The organism is Pedobacter sp. GW822-FHT03F06 (genome assembly GCF_058801365.1).
In genome coordinates, this window is record NZ_JBXANE010000010.1 from 65,611 (window position 1) to 84,242 (window position 18,632).

General features: G+C 38.6%; 13 protein-coding genes. 10 read left to right on the forward strand and 3 right to left on the reverse strand.

Translation table 11 applies throughout. From position 1 onward, the window contains the following. The first annotated feature begins 96 nt into the window (after nucleotides 1–96). The 8 genes from AC1RJ8_RS17685 to AC1RJ8_RS17720 all read left to right on the forward strand — a co-directional run bounded on the left by AC1RJ8_RS17685 (nucleotide 97) and on the right by AC1RJ8_RS17720 (nucleotide 13,702). The gene (locus AC1RJ8_RS17685) at nucleotides 97–3,120 is read left to right on the forward strand and encodes a SusC/RagA family TonB-linked outer membrane protein (protein ID WP_492954880.1); all 3,024 of its coding nucleotides are present in this window, start codon (nucleotides 97–99) and stop codon (nucleotides 3,118–3,120) included. Between the two features lie 13 nt (nucleotides 3,121–3,133). Beyond that, nucleotides 3,134–4,618 (forward strand): RagB/SusD family nutrient uptake outer membrane protein, encoded by a 1,485-nt coding sequence (locus tag AC1RJ8_RS17690; protein WP_492954879.1) that lies wholly within the window; start codon nucleotides 3,134–3,136, stop codon nucleotides 4,616–4,618. Between the two features lie 20 nt (nucleotides 4,619–4,638). Further along, nucleotides 4,639–5,463, forward strand: a complete 825-nt coding sequence (locus tag AC1RJ8_RS17695; protein WP_492954878.1) for a LamG domain-containing protein — start codon at nucleotides 4,639–4,641, stop codon at nucleotides 5,461–5,463. 66 nt (nucleotides 5,464–5,529) lie between these two features. Further along, nucleotides 5,530–7,194, forward strand: a complete 1,665-nt coding sequence (locus tag AC1RJ8_RS17700; RefSeq protein WP_492954877.1) for a glucoamylase family protein — start codon at nucleotides 5,530–5,532, stop codon at nucleotides 7,192–7,194. A gap of 15 nt (nucleotides 7,195–7,209) precedes the next feature. Then, nucleotides 7,210–8,577: a glucoamylase family protein gene (locus tag AC1RJ8_RS17705; RefSeq protein WP_492954876.1), complete on the forward strand. Its 1,368-nt coding sequence runs from the start codon at nucleotides 7,210–7,212 to the stop codon at nucleotides 8,575–8,577. A 1-nt stretch (nucleotide 8,578) separates the two neighbouring features. After that, nucleotides 8,579–10,324 (forward strand): discoidin domain-containing protein, encoded by a 1,746-nt coding sequence (locus AC1RJ8_RS17710; RefSeq protein WP_492954875.1) that lies wholly within the window; start codon nucleotides 8,579–8,581, stop codon nucleotides 10,322–10,324. A gap of 150 nt (nucleotides 10,325–10,474) precedes the next feature. After that, entirely contained in the window at nucleotides 10,475–12,772 is a 2,298-nt protein-coding gene (bglX, locus tag AC1RJ8_RS17715) for a beta-glucosidase BglX (protein ID WP_492954874.1), read from the forward strand. A gap of 150 nt (nucleotides 12,773–12,922) precedes the next feature. Next, entirely contained in the window at nucleotides 12,923–13,702 is a 780-nt protein-coding gene (locus AC1RJ8_RS17720; RefSeq protein WP_492954873.1) for a carboxylesterase family protein, read from the forward strand. A 283-nt stretch (nucleotides 13,703–13,985) separates the two neighbouring features. Here AC1RJ8_RS17720 and AC1RJ8_RS17725 read toward each other — a convergent pair whose 3' ends face one another. The 3 genes from AC1RJ8_RS17725 to AC1RJ8_RS17735 form a co-directional block, all read right to left on the reverse strand. Beyond that, a complete protein-coding gene (locus AC1RJ8_RS17725; RefSeq protein WP_492954872.1) occupies nucleotides 13,986–14,555 on the reverse strand; it encodes a transposase in 570 nt (189 codons plus the stop codon). Nucleotides 14,556–14,738: 183 nt separating this feature from the next. Further along, nucleotides 14,739–15,467 carry a YebC/PmpR family DNA-binding transcriptional regulator gene (locus AC1RJ8_RS17730; protein WP_492954871.1) on the reverse strand — a complete coding sequence of 243 codons (729 nt, stop codon included), beginning with the start codon at nucleotides 15,465–15,467 and terminating at the stop codon, nucleotides 14,739–14,741. Between the two features lie 75 nt (nucleotides 15,468–15,542). After that, nucleotides 15,543–16,487 (reverse strand): NAD-dependent epimerase/dehydratase family protein, encoded by a 945-nt coding sequence (locus tag AC1RJ8_RS17735; protein WP_492954870.1) that lies wholly within the window; start codon nucleotides 16,485–16,487, stop codon nucleotides 15,543–15,545. A gap of 269 nt (nucleotides 16,488–16,756) precedes the next feature. Here AC1RJ8_RS17735 and AC1RJ8_RS17740 point away from each other — a divergent pair, with 269 nt between their 5' ends. Both AC1RJ8_RS17740 and AC1RJ8_RS17745 read left to right on the forward strand, forming a co-directional pair. After that, entirely contained in the window at nucleotides 16,757–17,317 is a 561-nt protein-coding gene (locus tag AC1RJ8_RS17740; protein ID WP_492954869.1) for a sigma-70 family RNA polymerase sigma factor, read from the forward strand. 106 nt (nucleotides 17,318–17,423) lie between these two features. Further along, entirely contained in the window at nucleotides 17,424–18,446 is a 1,023-nt protein-coding gene (locus AC1RJ8_RS17745) for a FecR family protein (protein ID WP_492954868.1), read from the forward strand. The last annotated feature ends 186 nt before the right edge of the window (nucleotides 18,447–18,632 follow it).

Genomic DNA, 18,632 nt, shown 5'->3' on the forward strand with positions numbered 1-18,632 from the left:
ATCAGATGATGTATTAATGTAGAGGTAAAATCACTTGCACATCAACAAAAACAACCCCACATTTAACTAACAATTAAACTAAATTTATAATAAAGCATGAAAAGAATCTTTACAAGAATCTCTGTTCTCGCTGCATTTTGTTTGCTAACAATTAACGTAGCATTAGCGCAAAACATTACCGTAAAAGGTAAAGTAGTTGATGGGGGTGACAAAACTCCCCTACCAGGCGTATCTATTTTAATTAAAGGCACACAAACTGGTACGCAAACAGATGTGAACGGCAACTACTCCCTTAACGCGCCGGCCAATGCCACACTGGTATTTAACTTTGTAGGCTATACAGCATTTGAGCAAGCTGTAAATAATCAAACAACCATCAATGTATCAATGGCTTCATCAACACAACAATTAGAGCAGGTTGTAGTTGTGGGTTACGGTACGCAGAGAAAAATTGATGTAACTGGATCTGTAGCGACTGTAAAAGGTGAGGACATTTCAAAACAAGCATCAGTTAACGCTGTAAGTGCACTACAAGGTAAAGTTGCGGGAGTTTCAATTACGAATAGCGGTGCACCTGGCTCATCACCAAGAATTACTATCCGTGGTACGGGTACAGTATATGGCAACACAGGAGTTCTGTACGTTGTGGATGGCGTTTGGTTCGATGATGTTAGTTTCTTAAATCCTGGAGATATTGAGAACTTAAGTATTTTGAAAGATGCATCATCACAATCTATTTACGGTATTCGTGCTGCGAATGGCGTGGTATTGATCACTACAAAAAAAGGTAAAAATGGCGATCCAGTAATCAGTTACAATGGTTCCGTTGGTTATAAAAAGGTTACTAATCAAATCGAGATGACTAATGCAACTGAATATGCAACCATCATCAATGAATTGATTAAATCTAATGATGCAACTGCCGCTCCGCTATTCTCAGATCCTTCAAGTTATGGAGAAGGCACTAATTGGTACACTCAAGGCTTTAGAAATGCTTTGCAAACCAATCATCAAATCTCGGTAAATGGTGGTACGGAGAAAACAACATATAATTTCTCTCTAGGTTATACCAATGAAGATGGAATTGTTAAAACGCAGAATTATAAGCGTTATACGGCTAAGCTTTCAAATGATTTCCAAGTACTTAAACCATTAAAAATTGGCTATACAGTATCTGGAACAGCGATTAACACAAACGATATTAGTGATGGTATTTTCCGTCAGCTATATGCTGCAGGTCCTGTTGTACCTGTTTACTATGCTGATGGTAGTTATGGTGATGCGAATGACTTTGGATTAGGAGGAGGTAATAACTTCAATCCTCAAGTAACATTAGATTATTTCAATCAAAAATCAAAAAACTATCGCATTACAGGTAATGTTTATGCTGAATTAACAGTTGCTAAACACTTTATTTTTAGAACAAGTGCAGGCGGCGATTTTGGCCAAAATGAAGTGAGAGCTTATTCTCCAGTTTATCAAGCAACGCAGGGGCAAAGAACTACTCAAAGTACTTTGAACATCAACAGAGATGAGAACAGAAACTGGATTCTTGAAAATACTTTAACTTATAAAAATACTTTTGGAGATCATAATTTAACTGTATTACTTGGGCAAACTGCTCAGAGAAGAAAAAATTATTTTGTCAGAGCTACAGCTTTCGATGTTCCATACAGCAGCGACGGGGATTTATATCTTGCCTTAGGTACTGCATCAACGCGCCGTGTTGAAGATGGTGGAAGTTTACTAACTTCAGCTTCTTATTTTGGAAGAGTAAATTACTCCTTCAAGGATCGTTATCTATTAAATGCAACCATTCGTAGAGATGGTGCATCACAATTCTTTAATGGAGGCGACTTATGGGGTAACTTCCCTGCAGTTGGTGCTGGCTGGATAATAACAGGCGAAAACTTCATGAAAAACCAGAAAGTAGTTAACTATTTAAAACTGAAAGGTTCGTGGGGTAAAGTTGGTAACGCGGGTGTTCCTGTAAACCCAACAACATTAACCGTTGATCAAAGTGGAAAATTGGTTGCTTTTTTCAATGGTGTTGGATATACTGGTGCAAATGTAAACTCGATCGTTCCATCATTTTTAAACTGGGAGCGCACCGTAGGTACGGATATTGGTATTGAAGCTAAATTCTTGAACAATCGTTTAAGTATTGAAACTGGTTTCTACAATAAAAAAACTGAGCAAGCAATTTTTGATATTAACGTATTACAATCAATTGGAACTTCAAGTGGTAAACTAATTGGTAACCAGGCAGATTTCCAAAATCGTGGCTTCGAATTTTTAGCAACTTATGCAGATCAGGCTAAAAACGGTTTCAGCTACTCCATCAGCGGTAACGTTGGGATTAATAATAACAAAGTATTATCTGTTATTACAGGCTTAAATCCTATATATGCAGGTGGAGCTGGTATCGCCAACGGTGCCTTGGCTACCCGAACAGTTCAAGGTGGACCAATTGGCGCTTTCTTTGGTTATCAGGTAGCAGGTATTTTCCAAAATGCAGCTGAAGTTGCGGCTTCTGCGCAAAAAACTTCTGCAAAACCAGGTGATTTTAAATACGCTGACGTGAACGGTGATGGCGTTATTGATGGAAAAGATCGTGTAGTACTTGGTAATCCTAATCCTAAATATAGCTATGGCTTAAATGCAACATTTGGTTACAAAGAATTTGATCTTTCACTAGATGTTCAAGGCGTTGCTGACGTTGATGTTTACAATGCAAATGTGGCCTATCGTTTTGGTAACGAAAACTTTAGTAAAGATTTTTATGATAACAGATGGCATGGGGAAGGAACCTCTACAACTTATCCATCTGCTAATGTTGGATCAACAGCTAATGCAGCTCCAAACTCATTCTATGTTGAAGATGGATCATATATCCGTTTAAGAAATGTTCAATTGGGTTATACATTGCCAACGAGTTTAATGACGAAGTTAACCTTAAGAAAAATCAGAGTTTTTGTTGATGCTCAAAACGCCATTAACTTATTCGGATACAAAGGATTTACTCCAGAAATAGGAGGAACACCGACAAACGCAGGTATTGATGCAAATGTTTATCCATTATCTGCGACGTACAGATTAGGTCTTCAAGTTACTTTCTAATACCGATAAAGACATGAAAATTATTAATAAAAACAACTATATACAAAAGCTTGGGCTAATTGCTTTATGCTCAACCATTTTGATAAGTCCTGCATGTAAAAAAGATTTTTTAAATGTAGATCCACAAGCGCAACAACCTGCTGTAACATTTTGGAAATCGCAGGATGATGCTACCAAGGCAGTAAATTCCATTTATGGTAACTTAAGAACCTGGGAAAATACAGCTTTTCCAGCATTAGCGGTTGAAAGTATCCCTGGTGATGATGCTGAAAAAGGCAGTTCAGTGAATGATGCCAGTTATTTGAACAATTTCGATAACTATACGGCCTCATCAACTGAAGGTCAATTCGGTGGCTTTTGGACCGGGCAATACCAAAATATTAATTTGTGTAATCAGGTATTGGATAACATTCCTGCGATAAACATGGATGCAAGTTTAAAAGCTCGCTACCTAGGCGAAGCTAAATTTGTTCGTGCCTATTCTTATTTTAGATTAGTAAGAGCTTTTGGTGATGTTCCTTTGCGTTTAAATGTGCCAAAAGATGCTACTGAATTTAATATTCCCCGTACACCTAAAGCACAAGTGTGGGCCGCGATCGAAAAAGATTTAGACGATGCAGCAGCTGCATTGCCGCAAACGTATCCTGCTGCCGATAGAGGTAGAGCAACAAAAGGTGCTGCTTTAGCGCTACATGCTAAAGTTGCTATGTATTTAGGCAAATGGGATCAAGTACTTTCATTAACCAATACTGTAATGGGCATGGGTTATGATCTTTTCCCAAACTATGAGCAGGGTTTCCGCTTAAACAATGAAAACAACGTTGAATCTGTTTTTGAAATTCAATGCGAAATCAATCAAAGTATCCCGGGCTCAGCCACCTCTCAATATAGCCAAGTTCAAGGTGTTAGAGGGTCTGTTGGAGGATGGGGCTTCAATGTGCCAACAGCAACATTAGCAGCAGCTTATGAGACAGGCGATGTGAGAAGAGATGCTACTATCATTTTTAGAGGCGAAACTACTCCACAGGGTGATATTATTGCAGCAACTGGAGATAATCCGATGTATAATCAAAAATCTTACGTTCCTTTCAGCTTAATTATTACAGGTGTAAATGAAGGCGCTCAACAAAATGTTAGGGTACTTCGTTTTGCAGATGTTTTATTAATGAATGCTGAAGCAGCTAATGAACTGGGTAATGCTACATTGGCTAAAACATCTTTAAACAAAGTTAGGGCGCGTGCCCGTGGTGGCGTAGCAGGTGTATTACCCGATGTTACTACGAACGATAAAGAAGCACTTCGCCAGGCAATTTGGAAGGAGAGACAAGTTGAATTCGCAATGGAATCAGACCGTTATTTTGATGTGATCCGTCAAGGTCGTGGTACTGCCGTATTTGGTCCTAAAGGATGGAAAGCAGGCAAAAATGAAGTTTGGCCAATTCCGTCGACTGAAATTGATTTAAGTGCAGGAACACTAACGCAAAACCCAGGTTATTAATCGCTTTTAAAATTATAGAAATGAAAACAAAATATTTTTTATTGATGGCTGCGATAACCTTAGGATTATCTTCTTGCCAAAAGGAATTTGATCCTGAAAGCTATGCTCCAGCTTTAAATATTGGTGGTTATACCAGTGCAAAACAGGTTGCATCAAATAGCTTGGTAGCCTATTGGGCTTTTGATGGAAGTTTGATTGACAGCGTTTCTAATACTGTGGGCGTAAACACAGGAACATCATTCGCTCCTGCTGTTAAAGGCCAGGGCTTACAAGGTGCTTTAAATGGTTATGTTATATCTAATACACCTACTGCTGTTCAGAATCTAAAAAGTTTCACGCTAACCCTATGGGAAAAAATGCCACTGAACGATAAGGGAATTGTCGGTCTGGTTGATGTATCTAATTCAACTGCCTTTTGGGGAAACATGACAGTGTTCTTTGAAAACGGTGGAACAGCAGCATCAGGAAATTTGAAATTCCACCTAAACAATGCAGGTTCTGACAACTGGTTAGGCAATTATGCAATGACTAGTCCTTGGGATAAATGGAATCAAATTGCGTTAAGCTATGATCAAACAACCTCTACTTACAAAGTTTATGTAAATGGCTCAAAAATCGCGACGCAAATAATAGCGAATAACGGACCATTAGTATTCCAAAATGCCAGTAAAATGGTTTTTGGTACTGTTCATTTTCAAACTACCCCTAGCTTAACAACAGCTACAGGGAAACAAGATTGGGCCAGTTATTTAGTAGGTCAGTTAGATGAAGTTCGCATCTACAATAAAGCTTTAACGGATACAGAAATTAGTTCATTACAAAAACTAGAAGGAAGAGGAAAATAACTTTTCTATTCTGATAGCCAAAATTAAAAGGGCTGCCAAATGGTGGCCCTTTTCAACTCTCCTACTATGAACAATAAATATTTTTATATTTTAATCTTATCAATTGTTTTTTTTGCGTGCAAAAAAAGCGATACACCTTCACCAATTGATCCCCCCGTTACACCAAGCTCATTTTCTTTTAGTGATTTAAAAGTTAATGATACTTACAATGGATTTACCTATTATGGTATAAATAATAGCCCAATTATTAAAATCACATTTTCATCACCAATTAATGCCACTTCAGTTGGTGCTAATGTTACCCTTAATGATGATGCTGGAAATTTAGCCGCATTCACATCCAAACTAGAGAATAACGATAATACAGTTGTAATTACGCCATCGGCGCTGCAACCTATTACTAAATATATTTTAAATGTCAATACCGGCCTATTGTCGAAAACCGGGAACAAGCTACTTTCGGCCATTGTGGTAAATCTGATTACTGCTGTTGATGATGCAGACAAATTTGCACGCATCGGCGACGATGAACTTTTAACGCTCGTTCAAAAACAAACATTCAAATATTTCTGGGATTTTGGTCACCCTACAAGCGGTTTGGCAAGAGAAAGAAATACATCAGGCAATATTGTTACATCAGGCGGCTCTGGCTTTGGGATTATGGCATTAATAACTGGTGTTAACCGTAATTTCATCAGCAGAGCGGATGGTTTGGCAAGAGTACAGAAAATGGTATCCTTTTTAAAAACTGCCGATCGTTTCCATGGCGCCTATCCACATTGGTTGGATGGCAATACCGGAAAAGTAATTCCGTTCAGTACAAAAGATAATGGTGGCGACCTTGTTGAGACTTCATTTTTAATGGCGGGCCTAATTACCGCCCGTCAATATTTTAATGGAGCTGATGCAGCAGAAACTGCATTACGAGCTGATATTAATACCATTTATAACGGCGTAGAATGGAGCTGGTACAGAAAAGATAACAGTAATACACTTTATTGGCATTGGAGTCCTAATTATAATTGGGACATGAACCTGCCCATTAAAGGCTGGAACGAGTGCTTAATCACTTATGTAATGGCTGCAGCATCCCCTACTTTCTCTATTCCTAAAGCAGTTTATGATAATGGCTGGGCACAAAATGGCGCCATGAAAAATGGGAACACCTATTATGGTGTCCAACTTCCTTTGGGTACAGCCAATGGTGGCCCATTATTTTTTTCTCATTATTCTTTCCTGGGTATTAATCCAACAGGTTTAAGCGATGCTTATGCCAATTACGAAACACAAACTAAGGCACACACACAGATCAATTATAACTACTGCAAGGCCAATCCACTTGGAAACTATGGGTATAGCGAAAATTGCTGGGGCTTAACGGCTAGCGACATTCCAAACGGATACACCGCTAGTGCACCTGGCAATGATGTTGGTGTAATTGCCCCTACCGCAGCTTTATCATCTTTTCCGTATACGCCAACAGAATCGATGCAGGCGCTAAAATATTTTTATTATAAACTGGGCAACAAAACCTGGGGAGATTATGGTTTTTACGATGCTTTCTCCCTAAAAGATCAATGGTTTGCTTCTTCTACTCTGGCCATAGATCAGGGACCAATAGTAGTGATGATCGAAAATTATAGAACCAAATTAATCTGGAACTTATTTATGTCGGCTCCCGAAGTTAGAACTGGCATGAAAAATCTTGGTTTTAGCAGTCCCAATCTTTAACATTATACATCAGCAATGAAATTTATATTCCGAAACTTACTCTTATTATCATTTACCCTTTTTACGCTATCATCGTGTGCACAGCGTAAAAAACAGACATACAATCCTGATCTAAAGATTAAAAAAAACCTTTCCGATATCGAATTATTGGATCTCGTGCAAAAACAGACTTTCCAATATTTTTGGGATGGAGCTGAACCAACATCTGGTGCTGGTAGAGAACGCTTTCATGTGGATAATGTGTACCCGGAAAATGATAAGAATACAGTAGCAACCGGTGCAACTGGCTTTGGCTTAATGGCTATTTTAAGCGGTATTGATAGAGGTTATGTGACAAAAAAAGAAGGATTAGACCGATTAAATAAAATATTAGACTTCTTATCGCGGGCAGACCGCTTTCATGGTGCATGGCCACATTGGATCAATGGCGAAACAGCTAAAGTACGTCCGTTTGGGCAAAAAGATAATGGAGGTGACCTTGTAGAAACTTCTTTTATTGCACAGGCCTTAATCTGTATTAACGAATATTATAAAAATGGTACTGAACCTGAAAAAACATTGGCAAAAAAAGCTGACGAACTTTGGAAAGGAATCGATTTCAACTGGTACCGCAATGGCCAAAATGTGTTGTACTGGCATTGGTCGCCAGCGTACAAATGGGAAATGGACTTTCCCGTTAAAGGTTACAACGAATGTTTGATTATGTACGTTATGGCCGCCTCATCCCCTACGCATGGTGTTCCTGCAGAGGTTTATCATGAAGGCTGGGCAAGAAACGGGCAGATTAAAACTAATTTCAACTTTTATGGTCATCCTTTTACACTTGATTATCAAGGGCAGAAAAATTCAGTAGGACCATTATTTTGGGCACATTACTCTTATCTGGGGTTAAACCCGAAAGGACTGAAAGACCGTTATGCCGATTATTGGGAAAACAACGTAAACCATACCCTTTCCATACACGATTATTGCGTTGCCAATCCAAAAAAATTTAAAGGTTACGGCGAAAATAACTGGGGTTTAACCGCCAGTTATTCGGTAAAAGGTTATGCAGCACACAATCCTCAGGAAGATTTTGGCGTAATCTCCCCTACTGCTGCAATATCATCTATCCCATATACGCCAAAAGAATCGATGAAGGTAATCAGACATCTTTACGAAGATCTGGGGGATAAAGTTTGGGGAAAATATGGTTTTTACGACGCCTTTTCAGAACAGGACAATTGGTACCCGAAAAGATATTTAGGTATTGACCAAGGCCCAATGGTGGTGATGATCGAAAATTACAGATCGGGCCTGCTTTGGAAGCTGTTTATGGGGAACAAAGATGTTCAAAATGGCTTACAAAAATTAGGTTTTGAACATCCGACTTTAAAAAAATAAAATGAGAAGGCTGATTACAACAATAACTATTATAATCTGCACGGCTTCGGCATTTGCACAAAATCAAAAAACATATTGCAACCCAATCAATGTAGATTATGGTTATACACCATTCGAATCTTTTACCGAATGGGGAAAACACCGTGCCACTGCCGATCCGGTGATCGTAAATTATAAGGGCGATTTCTATCTTTTTAGTACAAATCAGTGGGGTTATTGGCATAGCGCCGATATGCTGAACTGGAAATTCCACGAAAGAAAATTTCTCCGTCCATGGAACAAAACAAAAGATGAACTCTGTGCACCTGGGGTAGGCATTGTTGGCGATACCATGGTCGTTTTCGGGAGTACCTATACTAAAAACTTCACGTTATGGGGAAGTACAGACCCTAAGGGGAACAAATGGTTCCCATTGGTTGATTCTTTAGAAATTGGTGGCTGGGATCCTTCCTTTTTTACCGATGACGATGGCAAATTTTACATGTACAATGGAAGCAGCAACAATTACCCCATGTACGGTGTTGAATTAGACCGTAAAACCTTTCAACCTAAAGGCACCCGCACGCCAATGTACCTGCTTGAAAGCTGGCGATATGGCTGGCAGCGTTTTGGTGAATATATGGACAATACATTTCTGGATCCCTTTGCCGAAGGTGCATGGATGACCAAACATAATGGCAAATATTATTTTCAATACGGGGCTCCAGGAACCGAGTTTAGTGGTTATGCTGACGGCGTAGTGGTTGGAACCAAGCCTTTGTTTTATGATAGTCCATTTACCCCACAATCTGATCCTTTAAGTTATAAAGGCGGTGGATTTTCCCGCGGTGCTGGTCACGGTTCAACCTTTCAGGATAACGGCAAAAATTACTGGCACATCTCTACCAGCATTATCTGTGTAAAAAACACCTGGGAGCGCAGAATGGGTATCTGGCCAACAGGTTTTGATAAAGACGATGTGATGTGGACGAATACCGCCTTTGGCGATTACCCACTTTATTTACCCGCTGAAAGAAAAGAAGGTGGCCCTGCTGGTCCGGGCTGGATGCTCATCAACTATAAAAAGCCGGTTACTGTTTCATCTACTTTGGGAAGCTTTAATGCCAATAATGCTGTTGATGAAAGCATTAAAACTTATTGGAGTGCAAAAACCGCAAACAATGGAGAATGGATCCAGACTGATCTGGGGAGCCTTGCAACCGTTAATGCCATACAAATTAACTATGCTGATCAGGATGCAGAATTTATTGGTAAACAGATCGGAATTTTTCACCAATACAAAATCCTTTGCTCAACCGATGGAAAAAAATGGACTACGCTGGTTGATAAAAGCCAAAACAAAACCGATGTACCGCACGATTACATCGAGCTCCAAAAGCCGGTTAAAACAAGGTTTATCAAAATGGTAAACATCCATATGCCAACCGGAAAATTTGCCATTAGCGGCTTGCGTGTTTTTGGAAACGGAAATGGTGAAAAACCAACAACAGTTAAAAACCTGATTGTGCTGAGGACAGAAAAGGATAAACGCAGTGCCTACATCAAATGGGAACCCGTTGATCATGCATTTGCCTATAATCTTTATTACGGTACTGCACCAGATAAGCTATACAATTGCATCATGATCCATGATTTTAATGAGTACTGGTTCAAAGCAATGGACAGCCAAAAGGCATACTATTTTGCTATCGAAGCGATAAATGAGAATGGTGTATCGGCAAAAACCGAGGTAAAGAAAGTTGATTAACAAAATACATAGCTCACACTAGTTCTAACGAGTGTGAAAATAAGTAATCGCTTTTAGCGATTAATGTTAAAACACGATAAAATCGTAAAGCTATTTAGGCACTCTTTGGAAACGAGCGCCAACTAATAAAAAGAATAAAACACACATATAATGAAGAGAGCGAATATCCTGGTTGTTTTTTTAACCCTGCTTGTACTGAATGGATCAGCACAAACAAAAAAAACTGTTTCGGCAGCAGATGCAAAGATGAATACTTTCATCAGCAACCTCATGGCGAAAATGACCGTTGATGAAAAAATTGGTCAATTGAACCTGCCTAGTTCTGGCGATATCACCACGGGGCAGGCTAACAGCAGCGACATTTCTAAAAAAATCAGAGATGGACAAGTTGGCGGTTTATTTAACATTAAAGGAGTAGATAAGATAAAGGCAGTTCAAAAGATTGCAGTAGAAAACAGCCGAATGAAAATTCCCTTGCTTTTTGGGATGGATGTTATCCATGGTTACAATACCGTTTTCCCCATTCCATTAGGAATGAGCTGCGTTTGGGATATGAATGCTGTACAAAAATCGGCAAGGGTTGCCGCAATAGAAGCCAGTGCAAGTGGTATCAACTGGACATTCTCTCCTATGGTTGATATTTCGAGAGACCCACGTTGGGGCCGTATCTCGGAAGGAAGCGGAGAGGATGCTTATTTAGGTTCGCAGATTGCTGCAGCCATGGTGAAAGGTTATCAAGGTAAACTTCAGGCCAATAATGAAATTTTAGCCTGCGTAAAACACTATGCACTTTATGGCGCTGCCGAAGCTGGCAGAGATTATAATACCACCGACATGAGCAAAGTGCGCATGTACAACGAATATTTCCCACCATACAAAGCCGCAGTTGACGCTGGAGCAGCCAGTATCATGGCTTCTTTTAACGAGGTTGATGGCATTCCTGCTACGGGAAACAAATGGTTAATGACCGACGTTTTACGCAACCAATGGGGCTTTAAAGGTTTTGTGGTAACCGATTATACGGGTATTCCTGAAATGATTGCGCACGGCATGGGCGATTTACAAACTGTTTCTGCCCTGGCTTTAAATGCTGGCATTGATATGGATATGGTGGGCGAAGGCTTTTTAGGTACTTTAAAAAAATCATTGGCAGAGAAAAAGGTTGGCATGGCACAAATAGACAGGGCCTGCCGATTGGTGCTTCAGGCCAAATACAAACTGGGCTTATTTGCTGATCCTTATAAATTTTGTAATGCAGAAAGAGCAGAAAAAGAAGTTTTCAGCCCGGCTAACCGCCAGGTTGCACGCGAAATTGCAGCCGAAAGCTTTGTGTTACTAAAAAATAACAATAATGTACTTCCATTAAAAAAATCAGGCACTATTGGCTTAATCGGTCCACTGGCAGATAATACTGCCAATATGTATGGTACATGGAGTGTTGCAGCTCTTTTTGATAAATCGGTAACGGTACTTCAAGGTTTAAAAAATGTTTTGGGTGATAAGGCGAAAATTTTAACCGCACGAGGCGCTAATTTTTTAGCAGATTCTGCTATGGAGCACCGTTATGTAAACATCCACAACCCTACTTACAAACGCGATCCACGAACCGAAGCTGAAATGATCAAGGAGGCTCTAGAAGTTGCAAAAAAATCAGACGTTATTGTAGCTACCATTGGTGAAGGTTCTGAATTTACAGGCGAAAGTAGCAGTGTAACCGATATCCAGATTCCTGAAACGCAAAAAAACCTGTTAAAAGCATTGGCTAAAACGGGTAAACCAGTAGTACTGGTGTTGTTTACAGGTCGTCCGTTGGCATTAAACTGGGAGCAGGAAAATATTCCAGCCATTTTAAATGTTTGGTTCCCGGGTAGTGAAGCAGGAAATGCAATTGCCGATGTACTTTTTGGCGATGTTAATCCTTCGGGTAAACTGAGTGCAACCTTCCCTCAAAATGTAGGTCAGGTGCCTTTGTATTATGCACATAAAAACACCGGTAGACCGTTGGCAGAAGGTAAATGGTTCGAAAAATTCCGTTCTAATTATTTAGATGTAAGCAACGATCCTTTATATCCATTCGGCTTTGGCCTAAGTTATGCTACGTTTAATTACAGCGATATTAAATTAAGTTCAAATACCTTAACTAACGGGAAAACGATCACCGCATCGGTTAGTTTGAGCAATACAGGTAAATACGAGGGTAAAGAGGTCGTTCAATTATACATTCAGGATCTTGTGGGAAGTATTACCCGACCGGTTAAGGAGCTGAGAGGTTTCCAAAAAATTAATTTAAAAGCCGGAGAAAGTAAAACCATCACTTTTAATATTTCGGAGAACGATCTCAAGTTTTACAATGCTGATCTAAAATTCGTTGCTGAACCCGGCGATTTTAAAGTATTTATCGGAACAAATTCACGTGATGTAAAAGAGGCATCTTTTACACTGAAATAAAGACAATTAGGTTTGGTTATAAACCCTGAGCTATTGTAAAATAGCCAGGGTTTTCTATTTTTGTTAAATGAAACCATTATAATTTATCGAAAAATACGTGGTAATAACAAATTATGATAGCTTCATTACCATTAAAAACACATTAAACAGATGAAAAAGATTATTCTAACTATCTGCATTCTTTTTTCTGTACTCTTTTTAAACGCTCAAGACTTAAAAAAATACGACAAGGGAAGCTATATTAAGGGAAAGGACTCTATTTACTACAGAATCCTGTTTCCCGAGAATTTTAATCCTGACCAAAAATATCCGATCATATTTTTTCTGCATGGAAGCGGAGAAAGAGGTAACGATAATGCGAGTCAACTGATACACGGTGGAAAATTGTTCTTAAAAAACGATGTACGCAAAAATTTCCCTGCTATTGTTGTTTTCCCACAATGCCCATCAAACGATTTTTGGGCAAATGCCAATTTTGAGAAAGATGCCAAAGGTAAAAGGAGAATCAGTTTTGTGGAAGGTGGCCAACCAACCAAAATTATGCATGCACTACAGGGCATGGTTAAAAACTTCCTTAATAAACCTTATATAAACAAAGAACAGGTGTATGTGAGCGGTTTATCTATGGGGGCAATGGGTACTTATGAGCTGTTAAGAAGAGAGCGCCGCAAATTTGCTGCTGCCATTGCTATTTGTGGCGGAGACAATACCAACAATATTAAAAAATATCAGAAAATACCGCTTTGGATTTTCCATGGCGCAAAAGATGATGTAGTTGATCCGGCATTCTCAATTGCCATCGCTGAGCGTTTGAAAACCGTTGGTGATGAGGTAAAATTTACCCTATATCCAAATGCCAACCACAATAGCTGGGACAGTGCATTTGCAGAGCCAGAGTTATTGCCGTGGTTGTTTTCACATAAAAAATAGTAGAACGATCCGTCATACTGAACTTGTTTCAATATCTATCTGGGCAAGCCCCTGAAATAAATTACCTTCGGTGAGCTCGCTTAAAGCTCGGTTTACTGCGTAGGTTTCCGCTTCGTTACAGATCAGGGTGACGATCAGTCTTAGCATCCTGCTAAGATCTTAGTTTTTTGCCATAGAAATTTGGAAACACATAAATTGGGAATCTTAGCGAGACGCTAAGATAAGAGTAGTGTAGATCAAACCTAGCAGGTTTTAAAAACCTGCTAGGTTTAGACATAACACCCTAATCTTCAAATTCTTTGTCATTAGTTAATTGGTCATATTTCTTTTCATGATATTCTTCGTAAAAAGATAGTCGTCCAAACCAATCAATAACCGCTTCTCTTCTTAAAGATGTTGATTTATTAGATAAAATGCTATTAAATGACGAATGCGGATAGTCTCTAAAATCTTTGAGTAGTCCATGCTTTTGGGGATTTGAATGGATATAGTAAATAAGTTCAGTCAAATAACATTCATCTTCAATTTTCTTTCGCTTAAAACGCTCTTCAAAGAGTTTTCCAGTTCGCCCAAATCGCTTATTAAAAGCTTTTGCATACGCATTGAATAAATTAGAAAAGCTCTTTTCAACACGAGCTATAATTTTTTCTTCCTCTTTGACTTTAATTAGTAAATGAAAATGATTATTCAAAAGACAATAAGCAAAAATGTCTGCTACCGGTACAATGTATTTCTTTAATAACGTTAAAAAGTATAGATAATTTGATTCTTCTCGAAATATGACCTCGCTATTATTCCCTCTATTATAGATATGGTAAAAAGACTCTGATTCTAAAGGAATTGTTGTTATCATACTTAAACTTAAAGAAATTCATAGAGAAATCAAATATCATAAGTTCCAAGCCCCGAAGGTTTAAGCTTGACTAATCCAGACCTCGCAGGTTTTGAAAACCTGCGAGGTCTTAAAAAATTCAAAGTCACAAAAAAAGGTCCCGATTCAAAACCAGGACCTTTTCTATACATATTCTAATTGATATTACTCGGCCATGTTGTGATAAACGGCCTGCACATCATCATCTTCCTCCAACTTATCAATCAATTTCATTACATCAGCAGCCTGTTCTTCTGTAACTTCGTGATGCGATAAAGCAATACGTTCTAATTTAGAGCTTTTTAACTCAATACCTTTTTCTTCTAAAGCTTTTTGCAAAGAACCAAAATTTTCGAAAGCACCCTGAGCAACTGCTACATCGTTTCCTTCTTCATCAGCCTCAACATATAGTTCTTCTAAACCGGCATCAATCAGTTCAAATTCTAACTCTTCAAGGTCTAAACCTTCGGCCGGTACAAAACGGAAAACAGATTTGCGGTTAAAAACGAAATCTAATGATCCGGTTTTACCCAAAGAACCATCCGTTTTGTTAAAATAACTGCGAACGTTTGCTACGGTACGGTTGGTATTATCAGTAGCCGTTTCAATTAAAACCGCAACACCATGCGGCGCATAACCTTCATATACAATTTCTTCGTAATTGGCCATCGATTTATCAGAAGCGCGCTTAATAGCAGCCTCTACCCTATCTTTTGGCATGTTTACCGCTTTTGCATTTTGCATCGCCGTACGTAAACGCGAGTTGGTTTCCGGATGAGGTCCTGATTCCTTAACCGCCATTACGATATCTTTACCAATACGTGTAAACTGAACCGCCATTTTGGCCCAACGCTTAAATTTTCTCTCTTTTCTAAATTCGAATGCTCTTCCCATTTTTCGAGTATTGAGATATAAGATTTTGAGATAGGAGACCTTATGCCTTCAACCTTTCAACCCTCTACCTTTATATTATTTTTTTAAATTATTTAACATATCAATTGTCAGTTTCGATAAATCGAACGCTGGTTTCCATCCCCAATCTTTTGCCGCATAGTTATCGTCGATAGAACGTGGCCAGCTATTTGCAATTTGCTGACGGGGATCATTAGCGGCGTAAGATAATGTAAAATCTGGAATATGTTTTCTGATTTCGGCTGCTAAAACCTCAGGTGTAAAACTTACGCCACCAAAATTATAGCTGCTACGTACCGAAATCTGATCGGCAGGTGCATCCATAAGCTCAATAGTTCCGCGGATGGCATCATCCATATACATCATTGGCAATTCAGTTTCTGCATTTAAGAAACTCTGGTAACTGCCTTTTTTCAATGCATCGTGAAAAATATGGATCGCATAATCTGTTGTGCCGCCACCCGGGGCAGCTTTCCAGCTGATTAATCCTGGATAACGGATACTCCTCACATCCAATCCGTATTTTTGGTTATAATATTCGCACCAGCGCTCACCTGCCAGTTTGCTAATTCCATAAACTGTATTCGGATCCATTACGCAATATTGCGAGGTATTATCTTTTGGCGAATTCGGGCCAAATACAGCGATTGAACTTGGCCAATACACCTTTGCAGTTTTATATTCTAAAGCTAAATCTAAAACATTCAGCAAGCCGTTCATATTTAAATCCCAGGCTAATTTTGGATTTTGCTCACCTGTAGCCGATAATAAAGCCGCTAAAAGGTAAACCTGTGTTGGTCTGTATTTATGAAAAATGCCATTGATCATTTCTTTATCAAGTACATTCACAAATTCAAACGGTGCAGAGTTTTTGATGTCGTAATCTGGTCTGCGTATATCGCATGCAACCACATGATCATCACCATATATTTTACGTAACATGGTTACCAACTCGGTACCAATTTGCCCGTTAGAGCCTAAAACAACAATTTTTTCTTGCATAATTTTTTTGAGATTGAGCAAAGGTAAAAAAATGAGATAAAAGGCGATAAAATATTTATACTTAGTGTATCCTTGAGAGGTTAACCACATAAGTTATTTAATGGCCCGATTGTTTAATTGCCAATTGATAACTGCAAATTGCCAACTGAAAACTGTTAACTGACATCCCCAGCATTAGAACCTTTCAATATTGAAACAATCAAACTTGATTACATTTCAACATTAATTTTATTACATTTACTACACTTACCTGCATAACCAAATAACAAATGACTCACGCTGAGCCTGAAAAATCTAATGATTTACTTGATCGCTTAAAACAGGGCGATAAACAGGCTTACGAAAAAATATATTTTACTTATAGTAATGAGCTTTTATTGGCTGCCTACAAAAAAACAGGCGACAAGGTAATTGCTGAAGAATTGGTGCAGAATATCTTTATCTCCCTTTGGGAAAAGCGGCAGGAAGCAGTGATCAATAACCTCCAGGCTTATTTGTTCGGTGCCCTCAAGTTAAGTGTAATCAACTACATCAGGAGGCTCGTTATGGAGAATAAGTACATGGAGTACCAGACCCTAACCTATTCAGAAAACCATCAGGATACCACAAACCTGGTCGATCTTCACGATCTATCTTCCATTATTGAAGAAGGAATTAATTCGCTCCCAAAAAAAACACAAGAGGTTTTCAGACTGAGCCGTTACCAACACCAATCTACCAAAGATATTTCTACTGGTTTAAACATTTCCGAAAAGGCGGTAGAATACCATATCACCCAATCCATTAAAAGGATAAAAGAATACATTAAAAATTTTTACGTCTTTTTATAGCTGACTATCAGATAATTACAAATTATTTCACCTTTTTCAGCTCCTACCTTTAGGGGTTCGCATTCATTGTGTTACTTGTATAGTATAGAGCCAAATATTCTTTCTTATGAACCAGAAATCATTTTACGATTTACTAAGCCGTTATGAAAACGGAAATTGTACCGAAGCTGAAAAGCTATGGGTAGATAAATGGTATCATAACTTAAATAACCAGAATTTTAAAGATTTATCATCAACTGCTCTCGAAGAAATGCAGATGAATGCTTGGCTCGGCATCAATAATATTGAGCAGAAACCAACAACCACATTAAAAGTTAAAAAGCTTTGGCCAAAATTGGCTATTGCAGCATCTATTATTGTTGCATTTTTTATTGCCGGTTTATATTTAACCAATTACAACCATGCCGAGCAATCTTTTATTGATGAAAATGAAGGCTTAAACTTAATCAGCAAAACCAATGATACTGATCGTTCCATCGTTATAGCGCTTAGCGATGAAAGCACAGTAACACTTAAACCGCAGGCCAATATTATTTATCCAAAGGCTTTTGCTGCCAATAAAAGAATGGTTTATTTAAAAGGAACAGCTTTCTTTTCGGTAAGTAAAAATCCTAAGCGTCCGTTTTATGTGTACAATCAAAAACTGGTTATACGTGTTTTGGGTACCAGCTTTTGGGTAAAATCATCAACAGATAAACTTCCGGCTCAGGTTGCGGTAAGAACGGGGAAAGTTCAGGTAGAGGAAAATCAGAAAAGTTCGCTATTCGTTTTCACTAAAGAAAAACTGGCTAAACCAATTCTGCTTACGCCAAATCAAAAAGGTGTTTTTGCCGACCACAAATTAAATAAAACATTGGTAAGCAAGCCTATTCCTTTGGCAGAGGCTTACAACATACCAACAAATTTGAGCTATAATTTTAAAGAAGAAAGCGTTAAAGAAATTTTCAAAACCTTATCTGAAGCTTATGGTATAGAGATAAAATCGGATAATGAGCAGATTTCGACCTATACTTTTACCGGAGATCTAAGCAAAAAAGGGCTATATGAGCAGCTCGACCTGATCTGTGGAACCATATCGAGCAAATATTACATCCAGGGAACCAGCATTGTGGTTTCCAATAAAAACTAACCAAATATATAAACATGATGAAGAAGAACCACAACACCAACAGCCCATAACCGCGGCTCCATTTTCCATAATATTTTTCTAAAAAACAAAGCCGACAATGTGGGGCATTGCCGGCGAGTTAAATACATCAGAAATGTATTCATGGTATTTCTATGTCCAATAAATCCAATCATTTAATGAACAATA